At 41.7% G+C, this 19,570-nt stretch carries 19 protein-coding genes and 1 riboswitch; of the genes, 11 read left to right on the top strand and 8 right to left on the bottom strand.

Annotation, left to right across the window (positions count from 1 at the left end; translation table 11 throughout):
• Window positions 1-95: 95 nt before the first annotated feature.
• From AC20OE_RS03855 to bglH, 5 genes are all read left to right on the top strand, one after another.
• Entirely contained in the window at window positions 96-935 is an 840-nt protein-coding gene (locus tag AC20OE_RS03855) for a methyl-accepting chemotaxis protein (RefSeq protein WP_487268448.1), read from the top strand.
• Window positions 936-1,103: 168 nt separating this feature from the next.
• Window positions 1,104-1,919: a YwqG family protein gene (locus AC20OE_RS03850; RefSeq protein ID WP_487268446.1), complete on the top strand. Its 816-nt coding sequence runs from the start codon at window positions 1,104-1,106 to the stop codon at window positions 1,917-1,919.
• A 225-nt stretch (window positions 1,920-2,144) separates the two neighbouring features.
• On the top strand, window positions 2,145-2,978 hold the full coding sequence (licT, locus tag AC20OE_RS03845) for a BglG family transcription antiterminator LicT (RefSeq protein WP_024423922.1): 834 nt from the start codon (window positions 2,145-2,147) through the stop codon (window positions 2,976-2,978).
• 327 nt (window positions 2,979-3,305) lie between these two features.
• A complete protein-coding gene (locus tag AC20OE_RS03840; protein ID WP_126682507.1) occupies window positions 3,306-5,213 on the top strand; it encodes a beta-glucoside-specific PTS transporter subunit IIABC in 1,908 nt (635 codons plus the stop codon).
• Window positions 5,185-6,603 carry an aryl-phospho-beta-d-glucosidase gene (gene bglH, locus AC20OE_RS03835; protein WP_487268443.1) on the top strand — a complete coding sequence of 473 codons (1,419 nt, stop codon included), beginning with the start codon at window positions 5,185-5,187 and terminating at the stop codon, window positions 6,601-6,603. Before AC20OE_RS03840 ends, bglH begins: the two co-directional genes overlap by 29 nt.
• A gap of 53 nt (window positions 6,604-6,656) precedes the next feature.
• Here the strand turns inward: bglH and AC20OE_RS03830 are convergent, their stop codons facing one another.
• The 5 genes from AC20OE_RS03830 to AC20OE_RS03810 form a co-directional block, all read right to left on the bottom strand.
• A complete protein-coding gene (locus AC20OE_RS03830) occupies window positions 6,657-7,781 on the bottom strand; it encodes a 5-methyltetrahydropteroyltriglutamate--homocysteine S-methyltransferase (protein WP_487268441.1) in 1,125 nt (374 codons plus the stop codon).
• A gap of 88 nt (window positions 7,782-7,869) precedes the next feature.
• Window positions 7,870-7,982, bottom strand: a riboswitch (SAM riboswitch).
• Window positions 7,983-8,064: 82 nt separating this feature from the next.
• Window positions 8,065-9,384: a gluconate:H+ symporter gene (locus AC20OE_RS03825; protein WP_151284927.1), complete on the bottom strand. Its 1,320-nt coding sequence runs from the start codon at window positions 9,382-9,384 to the stop codon at window positions 8,065-8,067.
• Between the two features lie 50 nt (window positions 9,385-9,434).
• Entirely contained in the window at window positions 9,435-10,856 is a 1,422-nt protein-coding gene (locus AC20OE_RS03820) for a four-carbon acid sugar kinase family protein (RefSeq protein ID WP_251180924.1), read from the bottom strand.
• 7 nt (window positions 10,857-10,863) lie between these two features.
• A complete protein-coding gene (gene garR, locus AC20OE_RS03815; protein ID WP_059377287.1) occupies window positions 10,864-11,757 on the bottom strand; it encodes a 2-hydroxy-3-oxopropionate reductase in 894 nt (297 codons plus the stop codon).
• 198 nt (window positions 11,758-11,955) lie between these two features.
• Window positions 11,956-12,813, bottom strand: coding sequence for a MurR/RpiR family transcriptional regulator (locus AC20OE_RS03810; protein WP_175297110.1), 858 nt, complete (start codon window positions 12,811-12,813; stop codon window positions 11,956-11,958).
• Between the two features lie 161 nt (window positions 12,814-12,974).
• On the opposite strand from AC20OE_RS03810, the gene AC20OE_RS03805 reads away from it, so the two are divergent.
• Window positions 12,975-13,652 (top strand): DUF3298 and DUF4163 domain-containing protein, encoded by a 678-nt coding sequence (locus AC20OE_RS03805; RefSeq protein WP_039182576.1) that lies wholly within the window; start codon window positions 12,975-12,977, stop codon window positions 13,650-13,652.
• A gap of 85 nt (window positions 13,653-13,737) precedes the next feature.
• Here the strand turns inward: AC20OE_RS03805 and AC20OE_RS03800 are convergent, their stop codons facing one another.
• Both AC20OE_RS03800 and pepT read right to left on the bottom strand, forming a co-directional pair.
• Window positions 13,738-13,917: a hypothetical protein gene (locus AC20OE_RS03800; protein ID WP_039182574.1), complete on the bottom strand. Its 180-nt coding sequence runs from the start codon at window positions 13,915-13,917 to the stop codon at window positions 13,738-13,740.
• A gap of 289 nt (window positions 13,918-14,206) precedes the next feature.
• Window positions 14,207-15,439: a peptidase T gene (pepT, locus tag AC20OE_RS03795; protein WP_047202931.1), complete on the bottom strand. Its 1,233-nt coding sequence runs from the start codon at window positions 15,437-15,439 to the stop codon at window positions 14,207-14,209.
• 226 nt (window positions 15,440-15,665) lie between these two features.
• Here pepT and AC20OE_RS03790 point away from each other — a divergent pair, with 226 nt between their 5' ends.
• From AC20OE_RS03790 to AC20OE_RS03770, 5 genes are all read left to right on the top strand, one after another.
• On the top strand, window positions 15,666-15,989 hold the full coding sequence (locus AC20OE_RS03790; RefSeq protein WP_024427532.1) for a WXG100 family type VII secretion target: 324 nt from the start codon (window positions 15,666-15,668) through the stop codon (window positions 15,987-15,989).
• A gap of 4 nt (window positions 15,990-15,993) precedes the next feature.
• On the top strand, window positions 15,994-17,190 hold the full coding sequence (locus tag AC20OE_RS03785; RefSeq protein WP_024427531.1) for a DUF6861 domain-containing protein: 1,197 nt from the start codon (window positions 15,994-15,996) through the stop codon (window positions 17,188-17,190).
• 12 nt (window positions 17,191-17,202) lie between these two features.
• A complete protein-coding gene (locus AC20OE_RS03780) occupies window positions 17,203-17,961 on the top strand; it encodes a hypothetical protein (protein WP_268501910.1) in 759 nt (252 codons plus the stop codon).
• Window positions 17,962-17,982: 21 nt separating this feature from the next.
• Window positions 17,983-18,510 carry a YfjD family protein gene (locus AC20OE_RS03775; protein ID WP_151284923.1) on the top strand — a complete coding sequence of 176 codons (528 nt, stop codon included), beginning with the start codon at window positions 17,983-17,985 and terminating at the stop codon, window positions 18,508-18,510.
• Between the two features lie 98 nt (window positions 18,511-18,608).
• Window positions 18,609-19,073, top strand: a complete 465-nt coding sequence (locus tag AC20OE_RS03770; protein WP_039182560.1) for a helix-turn-helix domain-containing protein — start codon at window positions 18,609-18,611, stop codon at window positions 19,071-19,073.
• A gap of 54 nt (window positions 19,074-19,127) precedes the next feature.
• On the opposite strand, the gene AC20OE_RS03765 is transcribed toward AC20OE_RS03770, so the two are convergent.
• Window positions 19,128-19,475 (bottom strand): helix-turn-helix domain-containing protein, encoded by a 348-nt coding sequence (locus AC20OE_RS03765; RefSeq protein WP_039182556.1) that lies wholly within the window; start codon window positions 19,473-19,475, stop codon window positions 19,128-19,130.
• Between the last annotated feature and the right edge of the window lie 95 nt (window positions 19,476-19,570).

The following is a 19,570-nucleotide window of genomic DNA, read 5'->3' as shown; positions in this document are numbered from 1 at the left end:
TGATTGATATTAGTACACATTACAGGCTGTAATAGATCATATAACGAACCGATAAAGAAGGTGTACTGAGAAAAAGAGAGGATGAACGTAAGCGAATGTCACAGAGAATTGATAACATTATAGACGCTTTACCAATCATTGGACTTGCTATGAGAGAACAGCTAACCTTTTCTGTTATAGGGAAAGAGAAGGTTCTTTATTATCAGCAACATGGGAATATTGATTTAGGATTTAAAGCTGGTGATAAAGTAGATCCTGGATTCCAAAACTTTGCGATGCTGAAAAATGGGAGAGAACCATCGTTTATCCAAATTCCGAAAGAAGTATACGGGATTCCAATGGATATCGTAGCCGTTCCAATTACTGATGAATTAGGTCAAGTAGTTGCTGCCTTCTGTGTGGCCTATGACCAAACCAATCAACAACGATTAGAGCACATCATGACGGAGAGCAACGAAGCTTCGGAAAAACTAGTCGCAATGGTACAGCAGGTTGCCGCACATTCAGAGGAACTACAAGCGACAAGTGAACAAATTCTTCAAAATACGAAAACCACTGTCGAAAATTCCTCTAAAATCAATCAAGTGTCCAATCTCATTAAAGGTATCTCTGATCAAACGAACTTACTTGGACTTAACGCATCAATTGAAGCTGCAAGAGTGGGAGAAGCAGGAGCAGGCTTTGGAGTGGTCGCAACAGAAGTGAGAAAGCTGTCAACTCACGCGAAACAGGCGACAACTGATATTGAAACAGCCCTAAAAGATGTGCAGGGGTCAATCAAAGGAATGGAAGAAGAAATTGCGCAAATTGTCGCTTCCTCTGAGCATCAGGCAGAACTTGTAGGCACTTTTACAAAAATTATTGAAGGCCTTCATGAAACAAACGAAACGATGAAAGCATTAGCAAACGACTTAGTGAACTATCAAGTGAAATAAAAAAACGATAAAACCTCCAGCTGAATTGGAGGTTTTTTATCATTTCAAGGTGAGAAACTTGTTAGGATTATGACCGTTTTATCGCTGACAGGCAGGATACACTTCTGTATGATAGAAAAAGAGAGACTAGTTTTGTCATTAGACCTATTCATAAGGAGGAAGATCATCGTGACACAATCAGCAAAGCTGCAAGAAATACTTGCACCCTACCGTCCGTTGTTAGATGAAACGGAAAAACCAATGATACAATTGCAGATGAAACAAGGAAAAACAGGACCATACGACAGCAAAATAGCTGGTGATCCTTACTTCCCCAAAAACGACGAATATCCTGTTGACGGCGAAGGACATCCTATGAAACTTTTGGCGCAAATTAATTTCGGCCAGCTGCCAAAGCTGAAGGATTATCCAGAAACAGGGATTTTGCAAGTCTTTATTTCTGTGCATGATGATCTTTATGGAATGAATATTGACCATAAAACAGAGCAAAAAGATTTTCGCATCAAATTCATTGAGGAACCTTTCTTGGCAGAAGAAGAGTTATTGACTGATTTTTCTTTTGTGAAAATTCCTGATGATTTTTATTTTCCTGTGACGAAGGAAGGCGCGATTACAGGTGAATTAGCAAGCGAAACGATCAGTGTAGGAGATTTCCGCTTTGAAAAAGTCACAGGAAAGAACAGCTGGGACCTATTCGAAGATGCAGATGGTGTTAATGGCGATGAAGCAGATGCCCTGCTGGATGAATTTTATGAAACAGCGAGTGGCTTTGGTCACAAATTGGGCGGATATCCAGGGTTTACACAAGAAGACCCGCGTACCTATGTAGATCAAGAACATACCGTTCTGTTATTACAAATTGACTCAGATGACGAAGTAGATTTGATGTGGGGGGATTGCGGTATTGCCAACTTCTTTATCAAATCAGAAGACCTCAAACGAAAAAATTTCGAGAATGTTGTCTATAATTGGGACTGCTCTTGATTTTGTAAAAACACTCTTTATAGAGTGTTTTTTTGTGTATGTTTTTAGACTTTTTTGTCCCTATTTCGTCATTTCTAAGAGGCAATATGTCATTCTTACTAGTTGACCGGATCAAAAAAAAATGTAAAATCATCTTAAAGTCCTCTTTTTTGAAAATAATAATAAAATGACATATCAATCAACGATAAAATGCTCGAAAAAGCGGAATGTACTGGGGGGTATCAATTGATCATTTCGAAAGTAATCAATAATAATGTTGTCAGTGCGTATGATGACGAGCAGCATGAGCTGGTCATTATGGGCAGAGGGATCGCGTTTCAAAAGAAAAGCGGAGACCCGATTGACGAAGAACGAATCGAGAAGGTATTTTCTATTCAAAATAAAGATATATCAGAAAAATTCAAAACCCTGCTTTATGATATTCCAATCGAGTATATGCAAGTGTGCGAGGCGATTATTGAGCATGCGAGAACGACTCTTAACAAAAATCTAAATGACAGCATCTATGTGACGCTGACGGATCATATCACCTTTGCCATAGAACGTCATCAAAAAGGAATGGACATCAAAAATGCCTTGCTCTGGGAAATCAAACGGCTGTATAAAGATGAGTTCAGATGTGGTTTAGAAGCGATTCGGATCATTGAGGACAAGCTGAGCATCCATCTTCCTGAGGATGAAGCGGGCTTTATTGCCATGCATATTGTCAATGCAGAGCTCAATGAGGAAATGCCAAACGTGATTCAAATCACAAAACTCATTCAAGACATTTTAAACATCGTTAAATATCACTTTCAAATTGATTTAGACGAGGAATCATTAAATTATTTCCGATTTGTGACGCATTTGAAGTTTTTCGGACAGCGTCTGTTTAACGAAACACAAATGGAAAATCAAAATGAGTTTCTGTATGAAGTGGTAAAAGAGAAAAACACTGCAGCTTTTCAATGCGCAGAAAAAATTAACGAGTATGTTCAAAAAGAATACAACCGAAGTCTCATAGAAGATGAAATGCTATATTTAACTTTGCATATAGACAGAGTAATAAAAAGAAAATAAATTCAAAAAGAAAGCGTTGACATCACAAAATTAACATGATAATTTATAACTATAAACTAAATAACCCACAATCTTTTAGGATTGTTACTGGTCAAGCAGGCAAAACCTAAATCATTGTCCCTATCTTTGATAAGGCATGATTTAGGTTTTTTTATATCTAAAGACTTATAAAAATTAAATAACGATCAATCGCTATGAAGGATTGTTACTGGTTAAGCAGGCAAAACCTAAATATCGATTAATGTCTGAATCGCTATTTCTCGGACATTAATGGATGTTTAGGTTTTTTCTATATCAAGATGAAATCAACGATTGGAGGGTAACACAATGAACCACAAACAAACAGCAAAAGAAGTGCTAGAACTTGTCGGCGGTGAAAAAAATGTTAAGCAAGTCACACATTGTATGACAAGACTTCGCTTCAACTTATACGATGAAAGCAAGGCAGATAAAGAAAAGCTGCAATCAACAGACGGCGTCATGGGCGTGAATCAAAGCGGAGGTCAATATCATGTCATTATAGGCAATGATGTCTCAAATGTCTATCAAGCGATGATTGCTGACTCTGGACTATCAACAGATGTAAAATCAGGCGGTACAGAAGAAGCGTCAAAACAAAATGTGATATCAAAGCTATTCGATTTTATCTCTGGTGTCTTCACACCGATTCTTCCAGCCATCGCTGGAGCCGGTATGATCAAAGGGATTTTGGCCCTGATGCTCACATTCCAGTGGATATCAGATAAAAGCAGCACGTATGCGATTTTAACAGCTATCGGAGATGGAGCCTTTTACTTCTTGCCGATTCTGCTTGCTGTAAGCGTAGCCAAAAAAATTGGTACAAATCAGTATATCGCAGCTGCCATTGCAGCAGCAGCACTGCACCCACAGTTAACCGCTTTACTGGGTGCGGGAAATACAGAATTTCTCGGCTTGCCAGTGGTTGCCGTTGTGTACTCTTCATCGGTGATTCCAATTCTTCTTACCATTTGGCTCGGCTCATATGTTGAAAGATTCGCAGAAAAATATAGTCCAAAATCATTAAAGATCATCCTTGTTCCAACAGTTACACTTCTTGTCGTTGTACCGGTTATGCTCATCGCGGTTGGACCACTTGGTGGAATTATCGGTAATGGCCTTTCAGGTGGAATTGATTTATTGTTTAAACATGCCGGTATTCTGGCCGGACTTTTGATTGGCGGGTTCATGTCACCATTGATCATTACGGGCATGCACTATGCACTGCTTCCAATCATGATTAACAACATTACATTAAACGGTTTTGACTTTATTCTTCCAATGATGTTTGTAGCGAACATGGCACAAGCAGGCGCAGCATTCGGTGTCTTCTTAAGATCAAAAAACAAAACATTCAAATCATTGGCGATGTCTACAAGTATTACAGCTTTAATGGGTATTACTGAACCTGCTATGTATGGTGTGAACATGCGATTGAAAAAACCGTTCTTTGCAGCCCTCATTGGTGCAGCAACAGGCGGCGTGTTCATGTCGATCTTTAAAGTAAAATCATATGTGGTATCTGGATCAGCAGGCCTCCCAGGTCTCCCAACATTCATTGGACCAACATTTGTCTACTCTATCATCGGCTTAATCATCGCCTTTGTCGTAGCATCAATCATGACACTTGTTCTAGGATTCAAAGATGTACCAGTGAAAGATGATAAAAAAGCAGACAAACCAGAAGAAAAAAAAGACACAGCAGCGCTTCAAAATGAAGTGGTACAAAGCCCGCTTGAAGGTCAATTAAAGCCGCTCAATCAAGTAAATGATGCAACATTCTCTAATGAAATCATGGGCAAAGGTACAGCCATTGTACCAACTGTTGGACGCGTTGTTGCACCGTTCAACGGCAAGGTTGAAACCATTTTTCACACAAAACATGCCATTGGCTTGAAGAGTGACCAAGGCACAGAACTTCTTATTCATGTCGGGATTGACACGGTAAAGCTTGACGGAAAGTATTTCACAAGTCATGTGCAGTCCGGTGATCTTGTTAAAGCAGGAGATTTGCTTGTTGAATTTGATATCAAGGGTATTCAGCAAGAAGGCTATGATGTGACCACACCTGTTATTGTTACCAACACAAATGATTATGCTCAAGTTGATGCGAAAACAGATGGAGCGATTACAGTGAAAGAGACACTGCTTACAGTCAGTGTAGAAGAAAAAGAGGAGGGCATTCAACATGAACAAGTTAGAAAAAACATTTCCTAAAGGTTTCTTATGGGGCGGCGCTGTTGCAGCCAACCAAGTTGAAGGCGCATATAATAAAGATGGAAAAGGCTTATCGACAGCTGATGTATCGCCAAATGGTATTATGCATCCATTCGATGAATCAATGAAAGACCTAAACTTATATCATGATGCCATCGATTTCTACCATCGCTATAAAGAAGATATTGCACTCTTTGCAGAAATGGGATTCAAGAGCTTCAGACTATCTATTTCTTGGCCGCGTATTTTCCCAAATGGCGACGATGCGGAACCGAATGAAGCAGGCCTCGCTTTTTATGAAAAAGTATTTGATGAACTGCATAAGCATGGAATTGAGCCAGTTGTCACGATCTCTCACTATGAAATGCCGCTTGCACTTGTGAAAAACTACGGTGGATGGAGAAACCGTAAGCTTGTGGATCTTTATGAAACATACGCTAAAACATTGTTCACTCGCTTTAAAGATAAAGTGAAATATTGGATGACTTTCAATGAAATAAATGTCGTGTTACATGCACCTTTCACTGGTGGCGGGCTTGTATTTGAAGAAGGGGAAGACGAGAAAAGCATTCAATATCAAGCAGCGCATCACCAATTTGTTGCAAGTGCTCTGGCTGTTAAAGCAGGACATGAAATCATTCCAGATGCAAAAATTGGCTGTATGATTGCAGCGATGACCACATATCCGTACAGCTCAAGACCAGAGGATATGTTTGCTGCAATTGAGCAAGACCGTAAAACATTGTTCTTCTCAGATGTACAGGCAAGAGGATATTACCCAGGTTACATGAAACGTTATTTCCTTGAAAATGACATCAACATTGAGTTCCAAGACGGGGACGAAGACATTTTAAGAAACCATACAGTTGACTATATTGGCTTCAGTTATTATATGAGTTTTGTAACGAGTACAGATCCAAAGGTCCTTGAACAAGTTACTGGCGGTAACCTATTTGAAGGTGTGAAAAACCCTTATCTAGAAGCAAGTGATTGGGGCTGGCAAATTGATCCGAAAGGACTTCGTACAACACTGAATCAACTGTATGACCGCTATCAAAAACCATTGTTTATCGTAGAAAATGGATTGGGTGCTGTCGATCAAGTAGAAGAAGACGGATCAATTCAAGACGATTACCGAATTGATTACCTCAGAAGTCATTTGCTAGAGGCGAGAGAAGCCATCGCAGACGGAGTAGACCTGATCGGTTATACAAGCTGGGGCCCAATTGACCTAGTCAGCGCATCAACGGCTGAAATGAAAAAACGCTATGGCTTCATTTATGTCGACCGTGATAACGAAGGAAACGGTACATTAGATAGAAAGAAAAAGAAAAGCTTCGATTGGTATAAACAAGTGATTGCGACGAATGGAGATCATTTAGACGCTTAACAAAAAGAGACAAACCGCTCATACGGCGGTTTGTCTTTTTTTCGTCAAAGGGACTAAGAAGTCCACACTTGATCAGCAATCTCAATCACATGACGCAGTTTTTCCCATTGCTGTTCTTCTGTTAACAGGTTGCCTTCCTCTGTTGAGGCGAATCCGCATTGTGGACTCAAACAAATTTGGTTAATGTCCACATATTGAGCCGCTTCCTCAATGCGTTTTTTAATCTGTTCAACTGGCTCAAGCTCACCGTATTTTGAAGTGACAAGGCCTAGTACGATTTGAAGGTTTGGGTTCTTCACATATCGAAGAGGCTCAAATCCGCCAGAACGATCGTCGTCGAATTCTAAAAAGAGACCATCAAGATCTAAGCCGGCGAAAATTGTTTCTGCCGCTGCTTCGTAACCACCTTCAGCAGCCCAAGTTGATTTAAAGTTACCGCGGCAAATGTGCATAGTAATCACCAAATCCTCTGGGCGATCGGCAACAGCTTCATTGATTGTCTTCGCAAACGACTCACGAAGTTCATCCTCTTCACGGCCAAAGGCTTTGATTTGCTCGTGACCTTTTTCAGAAAAGAACACGGCCCATGCCGTATCATCCAGCTGCAAGTAGCGGCAGCCTGCATCATAAAAAGCACGGATGGCTTTCTTATACGCCTGTGCCACATCATGGTGGAATTCCTCTAAGCTGTCATACACTCCTTCTTCAAGCTTTCCACGGAAAAAGAGCATATTCGGACTTGGAATCGTCATTTTAGCCGTATGATCACCAGCGACGCTGTGAAGGAAACGATAATCCTCCAACATTGGATGATCTGTAAAATCGATCTTGCCTGTTACCTTGATCCCTCTTGCTTTTGTCGTCGTGTTATGGAATTGAATGCCCTGATCTGCTTCAAATCCTTCAACCCCATCGAGTCCTTCCAGAAAGTCAAAATGCCACCATGCACGTCTGAACTCACCATCTGTGACAACCTCTAACCCAATTTCTTTTTGCTTCTCTACAATACGTGTAATTTCTTCGTTTTCAATTTGTCGGAGCTGCTCTGCTGTCAGCGTACCGTCTGCTTTTTGCTTGCGTGCTTCCTTGATGCGTTCTGAACGAAGTAAGCTTCCTACTTGATCTGCGCGGTATGGCGGTTTCGTTGTTTTCCTTCCAATGGTTTGTACTTGTGTCATGCTGAATCCCTTCTTTCTTCAGGTTAAAAAATCAAATAAAAAAGCTCTTCCTTGGATAAGGAAGAGCATCATATACTGTGAGAACTCTGCCTTATCTTCAAACAAGCATCTGCTTGCTTAAGGAATTAGCACCATTCTGTTCCTAGGAACAGCGGTTGCCGGGTTTCACAGGGCCAGTCCCTCCACCACTCTTAATAAGGTTACCTTTTGATTCAATTTTCTTAATAAACACAATTATTCAACGTTTTTAGGGAAAAGTCAATGGTTTTTACAATTTAATTTCCTACATGAACAAATCAGCAACAAGAACACCAGCAAGTCCGACAAGTGAAAGCACGGTGACCATCAATGTCCACGTTTTAAAGGTTTGAGCCATTGATAGGTTAAAGTATTCTTTATAAATCCAGAAACCCGCATCATTCACATGAGAGAACGTGATACTGCCGGCACCTGTTGCGATCACCATTAATTCAGGGCTGACACCCGTCAGGCCAATCAGTGGTGCAGAAATGCCAGCTGCCGTGAGACCGGCGACAGTCGCTGATCCTAAAGAGACACGAAGGACAGCAGCAATGAGCCAAGTCAGAAGCAGGGGAGAAAGTGTGCTTCCTTGCATGATCCCTGCAATGTATTGATCGACGCCGCTATCAATGAGCACCTGTTTAAAGGCGCCTCCGCCCGCAATAATTAATAAAATCATGGCAATAGAGCCGATAGAATCCGCGATGGACTTCATTACGTCCTGCATGCTCTTTCCTCTTCCAAGCCCAAACGTGTAGATGGCAAGCAGCACTGAGATTAATAGTGCAATCGCCGGTTCGCCTAAAAACTCAGCGGTAGGCAGCAATGGGGAGGAAGGGAAGAAAATTTCTAGAAATGCTCTGAAAGTCATAAGCAATACAGGCAAAACAGCGGTGAAAATGCTAATGCCGAAACTAGGCATTTCTTCTTCTGTGAATTCCTTTGGATTAAATAAGTTCTTTGGGATATGTGCGTGCAACTGGTCTTTTTTAAATAGTTTTGTAAACAGAAGTCCACCTACTAAAACAGCAGGAATCGCTAAAATAATCCCAACCAATAAGGTTTGTCCCATGTTTGCTTGAAAGACATTCGCAATGGCAGTCGGCCCTGGGTGAGGAGGGAGGAAGCCATGTGTGGTGATGAGAGCAGCGACAAGCGGCATGCCCACATACAGCACAGGAAGTCTTGCAGCCTGAGCGATCGTAAAGACTAATGGAATTAAAATAATGAATCCGGTTTCATAAAATAGAGCAATTCCAATCACAAATCCAGTCAGCATCGTCGCCCATTGGATTTTTCCGATGCCAAATCGGTCAATGAGTGTCATCGCGATACGCTGAGCACCGCCAGAATCAGCCATCAATTTTCCAAGCATCGCTCCAAAACCGAGAACGAGTGCCAGGTGTCCAAGCGTACTTCCAAGTCCTTTTTCGACGGAAGCAATCGCTTCTAGTGGTGTCATCCCTTCTAACACAGCAACAATTAAAGAGACAATAATCAAAGAAATGAAAGCGTTTAACTTAAAGACAACCATGAGTAAAAGCAATAACAAAACGCCAAGTCCAATAAACACTAACGACATGATCTTTCCTCCTTTGTGGTACATAAGGGGGCGCAAACACCCCCTATGCCTTATCCTTCAAGTATGTCTACAGCTTCTTTTAACGTATCCTTTGACCCAACATTTCCCGGGAAAATCACATAAGACATGAAAGGGAATTTACTTTCTTCTCCTGTTTGCCAAACAGGGATCCCTGGTTTGATTTGACCTGCCACGGTCGCACGTCTCACGCTAAGTCCTCTTGTCCCAATATCGCTGGAGGTAATTCCGCCTTTGGCAATGAGATACTTAGGACGAATGGTGAGGCGCTGGACAATACTTGTTACAGCATCACTAATCTGTACAGAGAGCTTTAATTCTTCCTCTTGGCGATCATCCCCAAGATCAAGCCGTTCTCTTCTTGTATAAACAGCCACAGATTGACCTGCTACCAACAGTGCTTCAGTTTGCTGAATGACACGGTCAATTTCTTTGCGAAAGGCATCAGGCTCTAACACGAGGTGGGTATTAAATTCAATAAAAGCCATCTCTTTATTTTGCTCAAGCGCTTTTAATTGTTCTGTTGTTTTTTTCACATGAGAACCGATCATAATGAGACCACCATGAGGGCTTTCTTCTTGTATCAAGTCACCTCTTGTTAATAAGGCCTGATCCCCTATACCGCCAAGTACTTTTGTGAGCGCGGCCGCACTTCTGAACATCAGCTGCTGTCCTGCTTGAATGGCTTCAATGAGAGCGGTGACAAAGACTTTGACATCGTCATAGTCCACTGCGTTTACAACCACCTTTTTGAAATCCTTCACACCCATGATCTGTTGTTTGATTTGATCGATGCGTAAAGCCCGCAGATCAGCTAACGAAATGTAGGTTGTGTTCTCTTTTGTGAACAATCCCTCTGACTTTTCTTCAATCCATTCTCCTAGATGAGAGGATTGAAAGCCGAATGTACGGTCTCTTGCAAATTCTGTATCACCAGCAGGAATTAATTCGTGTCCTTCCTGTACGTAATGAGTATTGTCGATCGTAAAGCGTCCGCCTTCTTGGAAAAAAGGAAGAAGGATTTCTCCATCGAACTGGCGGGAGCTTTGCTGTTCAATGGTCGTTTTGAGTACTTCAGTTTCAAGCGGAAAGTGTCCGCGAAGAGTAGAATCTCCTCGGCTTACAATGATGAATTCCTGATTAAGCCGTTCAGCCACCTTTACAATGGTTGCAGCAATGGTTTCGTGCGCAGCGGCAGTTTCTTTCTCTGTCATACTGCGAGAATTGGTCAGTATAAAGAACATGCGGCTGTCTTCAAGAAAACCAGCCTCAATGCTTTCTTCTGACCAATCGGTGAAAACAGAGACGCCATGTACGGTTTGAATCCCTGTTGGATCATCGTCTAATACAATGACTTTATGCTGAAAGCTGCTCAGTGCTTGTTCGTATGCTGATTGAATGGCCTTTGAATCTGCTTTTGGAATGGCATTCAGTATGTCAGTGCTTTGCTTCATGATCATCTCATCCTTTCTTTACTTCGACATGAGCCATTTTTTCGTAATATTGAACGATGCCGCCATGATCAAGCCCGGATTTTCCGTCCGCTTTGAGGGCGTGGAAGATTTCAAGCAGCTGGCTAGAAAGGGGAAGAGGAACACCGATATCATGAGCAGTTTCCATGACATTGGTTAAATCCTTCAAGTTGATGTCGATGCGTCCACCAGGTTCAAAATTTCGTTCTAAGATGAGAGGAACTTTTGCATCGAGAACGGCACTTCCTGCCAGTCCGCCGCGGATGGCTTCATACATCTTATCAATGGCAATGCCTGATTTAGCGGCTAGAACGAGCGCCTCGGACATGGCCGCAATATTTAAATTGACGATGATTTGATTGGCTAGCTTCGCTGTTGTGCCGCTCCCATTTGCCCCAACTAATACGACCTCAGTGCCCATCGCAAGCAGGACATCCTTCACTTTCTCAAAGATGGATTCTTCGCCGCCAGCCATGATGGCAAGTGTTCCGTCTATTGCCTTCGGTTCTCCGCCGCTGACAGGTGCATCGATAAATTCCACCTGATGCTGTTTGGCAAGAGCAGCTAAAGCCCTAGAGGTTACAGGAGAAATTGAGCTCATATCTACGATGACAGTGCCAGGTGCGGCTGTCGTTAAAATGCCTTGATCACCTGAAACGACTGCCTCTACATGCTCTCCTTTAGGAAGCATTGTGATGATGATATCGCTTTCAGAAGCTGCCTCAGCTGCTGAAACAGCACCTTTTGCTCCGGCTTTCTGTAACGATCGAATCGCTTCCTCATTTAGGTCAAAAACCGTTAAAGTATGACCGGCTTTTAATAGATTGAGTGCCATCGGTTTTCCCATAATACCTAGTCCAATAAATCCAATCTTCTTTGTCACGTTGACCGCCTCCTATATAGAAAACCCTTACAAAAAGCGCTTTCTTTTCTTTGTGTTAGTATATATACTATCTTTTAAATTTAATAGTAGGAAATAAACTATTGTTCATTTAATGTACATGACGTGATAGGAACGTGTCAACGGAAAATATGAAAAAAGTCACAAAAAAAGACCGGAATCAGCTCCGGTCTTTTGTGTTCATGTTTTATTTTTAGCTACGGCTAATCTAGATCGTTTCACGTTTTCAATGGCATTTGATCCTAGCTCTAAAACAGCGGCGACGTATAGCACATCAATGATCACAAGCTGGTTGATACGGGAGATCATGGAGTCCGATCGATAGGTTGTCTCTCTGGAAGAGCTAAGCAGATGAAAATCAGACCGTTTTGCGAGCTCAGATTTCGGATAGCTGGTAATAGAAGCAACCCTTGCCCCTTTTTCTTTTGCAAACTGTACAGCGTCAAGAATTTCTCTGCTTTCTCCTGAATGGGAGATTGCGACGATAAAATCGTGTTCCGTGGCGTGTGTTGCAATCATATTCATCATATGCGGATCACTGCAGAGGCTCACTTCAAAACCAAGCTGCAGGAACTTATGATAAGCATCACCAGCAATAAAGCTGGACGCACCTGCTCCAAAAAAGACGGTTTTATGTGCCTGTTTCATGTGTTCAATGAATTGTGTGACGGCATGATCCTCTAAAATATGTTTCATATCTTGGATAGAGTTTGTTGTTAACTCTATGACCTTATGCTTAATGTCAGCTACACTATCGGATGCCTCGATCTCGCCGTATATGGATTGAGGCGTATTGGTCGCGATATCCTGTGCGACATGGACACGAAACACTTGATACGATTCATAGCCAATTTTTCTTAGAAAACGAAAGATCGTCGTTTCACTTGTGCTGCATTCAGCAGCGAGTGCACTGATAGAATGAAGCACAACTTTCTGAGGGTTTTGTAAGATGTAATTGGCAATCTTTTTCTGGGTTGGGGACAAACTATGAAACGTCGTCCGAATGTGACTAAAAATATTCTCTTCTATGATAAACACCACACTTCATCTAGCATTCTACATTAAGCATACAGGAACTTATGAAAACGGTAAACAAACCAGATGTGGAAAAATGAAGAATAATATGGAAAAAATACTTCTTTTGGTTCTTTTGTCATGGTATACTCATCTGGTAATAGACAAAAATGGGGGTTTTTACTATGACAATGAAAAAAGGCCTAACGATCAGCCTGCTTATTTTCTCACTGATTGTTTCCTTGTTTGCGCCAGTTGGATCTGCGGATGCCAAACAAGCAAAAAAAGCAAAAGTAAGCACACATTATTATAAAAAGAAAAAAACGTTCAAATATGCACAGGTGAAAAACCTAAGCAAGGCGCATATGAAAACCATCAATCGTGATTTAAAAGAAGATATTGCTTTCTCTTATTCTACTTACTTGTTCTTAAAGGATGAAGCGAAAAAGGAAGGCTTTGGGAAGATCACGTACGAGAGATCGTTTAAAACGAAATTTAACAATGGGAAGAAACTAAGTATCTTAAACTATGACTACATGAATGATGGCAGCATGCACGGGGACACAATGGTTTCCAGCATGAACTATGTGTTAACAAAGAAAAAAACAAAGCAGCTGTTCTTGACTGACGTTGTGAAAACAAAGAAAAAGCGTACGAAAGTAAGAGATTATATTTATAACTACACAAAGAAACATAAAAGTAAATTCTATGCGAACCTGAAAAAAAGTGACATTGAAATCAACTACAACACACAGTATTACTTCACGAAAAAGGGAATTGCTGTTGTCTTCCAGCCATATGAAATTTCACCTTATTATGTTGGAATTCCTATGATTCAAGTTCCTGCGAAGGTATATAAATAAAAAGAAAAACGACCACTGAATCTGGTCGTTTTTTGCTGTTTATGCAAACAAAAAAGAGCCCCTCATGAGGCTCTTTTATTTGGATTTATACTTGTTTAGGTGCTTCGTTTAGTGGGTGACGGCGTTTTCCGTTGTAGTGGCGGCGCATACGAAAGATTTCAAACTCCGAAAGCTCTGCGCTTTTTCTTTTTTGGGTGCGGTTATCTTTTTTGAAAGAGAATAGTAAGTAGCAGCAAAGTGAAGCGATAATCAATAAAATCATCATATGACATTCCTCCAATTCATCCTATTCTTTAAGTGTAGACAGGGTGAGTGATGTTTATAACTGAAAATAAGCAGCAGAATCGGTTTAGTTCTTAAGGTTCATTTGATCCGCTATTTTAGGTCTAAAATACTGGTTGTTTTTAACTATTATATTTCCAGTTATTTCACTCGTCAAGAAGAATTTTTTCTGGGGTTGTCTCTATTAGTACGAATAAGTGTCATAAAAGTTTCAGAAAATTGTAAACTTTTATTAAAAAACCGTTCCCGAACAGGAACGGTTGTAAACATATCTATGCTTTTTCTTCAAATAAACGAGCAATTTCAACGATAACTTCGGTTGCTTTCACCATGTTTTCAACGGAAATAAATTCATATTTACCGTGGAAGTTTTCTCCGCCAGTAAAGATGTTTGGCGTTGGTAGACCTTTATATGAAAGCTGGGAGCCATCTGTGCCGCCGCGGATTGGTTCAATGACCGGTGTGACTGAGCGATTTTCCATAGCTTCATGAGCTATGTCCACAATATGTTTCACCGGCTCAATTTTTTCTCTCATATTATAATATTGATCCTGAATGCTGAGGGTGATGCTGTTTTCTCCGTAGGTGGCTTTTAAGTCATTTGCTATTTTTTCAAACAATGCCTTGCGATTGTTGAATTTCTCTTTATCAAAATCACGGATAATATATTGCAGCTCCGCCTCTTCTACTTCTCCTACAAATTTCGTCAGGTGGAAAAAGCCTTCGTAGCCTTCTGTATACTCCGGAGATTCGTCAGAAGGAAGTTTGTTGTGAAAGAGCATCCCGATTTTCGCAGCGCTGACCATTTTGTCCTTAGCTGTTCCTGGGTGGACGTTGTTTCCTTTAATGGATACTTTCGCACCTGCTGCGTTGAAGCTTTCATATTGCAGCTCGCCAAGCGGTCCGCCGTCAATTGTGTAAGCATAGGAAGCGCCAAAGGCATCAACATCAAACTTGTGCGGCCCTCTGCCAATCTCTTCATCTGGCGTAAAAGCGACGCGGATTTTTCCATGCTTAATGTCTGGGTGTTCAATTAGGTAATGCATAGCTGTCATAATTTCTGCGATACCAGCTTTGTTATCTGCACCAAGCAGGGTAGTGCCATCTGTTGTGATCAGCGTATGTCCTTGGTACTTTTGTAAATTTGGAAACTGTTGTGGAGATAAAACGATATGTAGATCTTCATTTAAGGTAATGTCGCCGCCTTGATAGTTCTCATGAAGCTGCGGTTTTACATTTTTGCCGGTGAAGTCAGTGGCTGTGTCGATATGAGCCAAAAAGCCAATAGTCGGCACGTCTTTGTCTGTGTTAGACGGGATCGTTCCCATGACATAGCCGTTTTCATCCATTGTCACTTCTTGAATCCCAATGGACTTCATTTCTTCAACAAGCTGTCTCGCCAGATTCAATTGTCCTTCAGTAGATGGGCAGCTTTCCTTTTCTGCATCTGACTGCGTATCTACCTTCACATAACTTGTGAAACGCTGAATCATTTCCTCTTTCATCTATACGTCACTCCTTTTGTAGAATACGTCCATTTTATCACGTCTTGAATGCGCTTCATAACAAGAAAGGCTTTCTCTGGCAATTAGAGAGGAAAAAGGCCTACTTTCATTAGGTGATGTGCTGAATGGTTCTTTAGGGTGATTTTTTTGGGTGTCTTTTTATTTATAATGAGGACATATAAAATCATCCATTTGTACGTTAAATTGGGAGAAAGGGGTGCGAAAGTTGGATTCTAGTCAAACGCTGGCACTCGCTCAAAAGTTTCAGGAAGCGGCTGATGAGATTCGGCAGTCAAAGCAGCTGCTGGAAAATCGGCTGAAGGCAGTAGGATCAGGCTGGCAGGGAGAAGCAAGAGATAAATTTGATCAAAGCTTTGAAGAAACAACGGCACGCTATGATCAATTTGAAAAGGATTTGCTTGAAACAAGTCAGGAACTGCGTGATGCAGCGGTCAAAATTGAGGAGCGTAAAGCTGAAATTGCCAGAATGGAAGAGCTTGAGCGAAAGAGACGAGAAGAACGGAGAGAAAGAAACAGAGAAGGGAGATGATGTGATGGCACGTGACATTGTGGTTGATCCAGATCAGCTGACAGGGTTGGCGAATGATTTTGTAGGCGAGCTGTCAGCCATTGAAACGAAGCACCGTGATTTACATAGTGAACTGGACGGGCTGATTTTAGGCTGCGATCCTCGGTATAGAAGCTGTTTTTCTGGTGTCGGGGATGCATGGGGAGCAGGACAAGCGTTAATCAGCAAATTGAGCAGCGATGATATTGCCATTCGTCATGCAACAGATAAAATGGTCGAAGCAGATGATATATTGCGGAAATTGTACAGCATCTATGATCAATATGGTACACTCACGAGCTTAGCAGGTATCGTGATGATGCAGGCGAAATATTACGGGCTTGGGATGACGACCTTCATTAAAGAAAATGGCCGATATGCAGCGCAGCATTCGAAGCTGCTGCTTGATCTGACCAGCCGGGTAGAAGGAACGAGATTTGACAGGTTAGCAAGGATTTGGTTGAGTAAAAAAGAATTATTAAAACGATCGAACTGGCCTATGGCTGACTTGGTCCATAAGAAATTCACAAAATTTTATCCTGACGATACAGTTGCGTTCACAAACAGTGTCCGTGATTTTACAAAAGGAAGTATTAATTGGAAGGACACAGCTGCGATCAAGTCTGTTCTGAAAAATGGTGCAAGGTTTGCGAAAGGGAATGCCATCATTGCAACAGTTGTCACTGGTGCAACAGAAACAGTGGGCTGTGGATTGAAAATTGCCGAGAACTATGCAGAATTCGGTGATCAGCCAGAAGTTCTTAAGCGTGAAAATGCAAAAGCTGTTGGAAATGCAGTGAACAATACGGTCTTTATCGCTGGCGGTTCTGTCGCAGGTGCCGTTGTCGGCGGCGCTCTAGGAAGCTTCGCAGGCCCGATTGGTACCGTTGTTGGCGGAGCCATTGGTTCAGCGGTAGGTGGATTTATTGGAGAAAAAGTCGCCAAGCTGACATCCGGTTTTGCTGAACAGATGGCAGTGAAATTAAAGGACCCGATTCATGCGGTCGTGGATAAAGGGAAAAAAGCATTCGAACTGGCGGGGCAAGGTGTGAAAGCAGTCAATGATACCATTGATCAGGCAAATCAGGTGATACATAAAGGGATAGAAAAAACAAAAGAAACCGCAGATTCGCTCATAAAGGGTGCAGGCGATTTCTTTAAGGGTGCATTTTCTTTTGGATAAGGAGAGATCAAGTTGGATCAGCTAAGTCTAAGTATTGAGGAACTCATCTTTAGTTTTTACAGTGAAGGCTATTTTGAACAAGGCATGTCCTTAAAGGAAGCGTATTATCCTGATGTTGAGGATGAGCGCCTTGGGTTTTTATTTGAAATTGCGTGCCGTTCTTTGCTCGCAAAAGGTGTACTGGAATTTCGAAACAGACAATACCGTTATAAAGCGGAATACCGTCATTTCATCCAGGCGATGAATGATGCCTCTTACACCGTCAAGGCGTCTAGATTTGGAGATTTAGATGAAGAAATCAGCACCTCCTTTCACACAACTCAGGCGGGTGTATATGCGCATCATACGCTTTATGATCAACAAGTGCATCAGATTCGTAAACTGAGCGGCGATCAGCAGGCAGAAGAGCAAGTGACAGCCTTTTTCAATCTACAGATGAATGAACACCCTGAACCTGTCATCAGCCTCCAGGCAGACGAATTTGAAATGCTGTTAGAGCAAGCAAGCGAAGCAAAAAATGAGTGGCCATCCTTTCTGAATCAAGCAGAGAATCAAGAGCTCGTGAAGGCATTTGTTTCTGATGTACAGACGAGAAAAGGAAAGATGGATTCCCTCATGAAGGTCGTCTATGACAAAAATAATACGCCTGATGTGGAGTCGATGATATTTGTCATTCCAGGTGAGAACCAGTCGTGGCTTGTATCAGGAGTAAAGGAAAATCAATTTCGCATTGAGACGGCTCATCGAGACGGGTTCCGTTCTATATTCTAATGGAGAAAAGGAGAATGACGCTTGAATCCAAGTGAAGTAATAGAAGTAAGGAGCAGACCTTTTTTAAGAGTATGGGCATTCTTAGCAACGGGCGGCTTCGGTATCATCGGTATTTGGTTATTTTCAGAAGCTCTTACATTTGAATCGAACTATACATTGTTTTTATTTTTAGGCGGACTATTAGGTATTGTCTATGGCTGGATCTCCTTTTTGATGATTTTGCCTGCTTTTACGAAGAGGGGAAATGTGATTTTTCGGATTCAGCGTGGAGAGAATGGCGCTGTGCTGTACAGGGAGCGAACGATTCCTTTTCAAGATATTCAATCAATCGACATGCGCAGGCATCGGTACAGCATAAGAGGATTTCTTTTTATGGATGTGCTCATTCGGAAAGTAGATGGAAAATTGATCAGAATTCCGGCGTACAGCATTTTAGATGAAGAAGTATTTGAGCAGACCGTCAAACAGGAGATCTATCCATATTTACATCAGGCAGCCCAAGAAAATTGGAGACAGCAGCATGGCCAGGGAGAAGAGAAGACCGACTAAGCTGTTTTGTCAGAATTGTATAGGATGAGGCGCCACTTTTTCGAAAAAATCGTGTATGATGTCAGTAAAGACTGAACACTCGAAAGAGGTGATGAGATATGGATAAAGAGATGGTAATCGACCTCGTCACAGAACAAATGGCACGGATTCGAAAAGAAAAGGATTATACGCAGGATCGCATGGCGGAGGTACTTGGTCTATCGAAACGGCATTTACAGCAGGTTGAAAAAAACAGGCTGCGTCTCAATTGGACGCAATCCGCGGCCGTATGTGCATTATTCAGAGATAGTGACATTCTGAAAGGGACACTAGGGGATGACCCGCTTGAGATTTTGGAAGTTGTGGCACATGATGAATTACATCTATCAGTTGAGCGTACGATTGGCGGAAAGGTTTGGTGGAGGACGGCTGTCAAAAAAGGCACGTTTCGCCTTCAGCAAAATGTACTTAGTCAGCACTACCGCATCCTAGATGAGGAGAATTATCGCTATTATAGTTCTTTTAATAAAGAAGAAGCGAAGCGGCGGCTAGAGGAATTAAGCCAGCTGTCTTCTCCATATTGAGATTGGAAAAGGAAAGAGAGGCACCTGTTTGATAGGTGCCTCTCTTTTCTGTGTTTATACTTTTAGAGTGTTTTTCGCCCGAATAAAGGCAACAAGCTGTTTGATTTCTTCATCATTTAGGGGAACGCCGTCTACATGAATGGTTCCTTCTTTTGCTTCCGTCAGTTCAATTTTGATATCAGAGATTTTGCGTTGTATCTCTGGCTCGTCCGTTCTACCAAGTAAAAAATCAATGGACGTATCATACAAATCAGCCAGCAGCTTCACTGCTTCAAGCGAAGGTCGTCGGTACCCAGATTCGTAACCGGCATAGGTGCTTTTGGCGATACCTAGGCGATCTGCCGTATGCTGGAGAGACCATTTTTTCTTTTTTCTAAGAGTGGTTAAACGATCGAGTATCATACATGAACGCTCCTTTATTTACAACAACAGTATATCATATTTTGGCATAGAATGTACGCGTTATGCGTAACAATTTCTTGATTAATTCGCGTTAT

The sequence above is a fragment of the Bacillus sp. SRI_025 genome (assembly GCF_057592095.1).
This window is presented reverse-complemented; position numbering and strand designations above follow the sequence as displayed.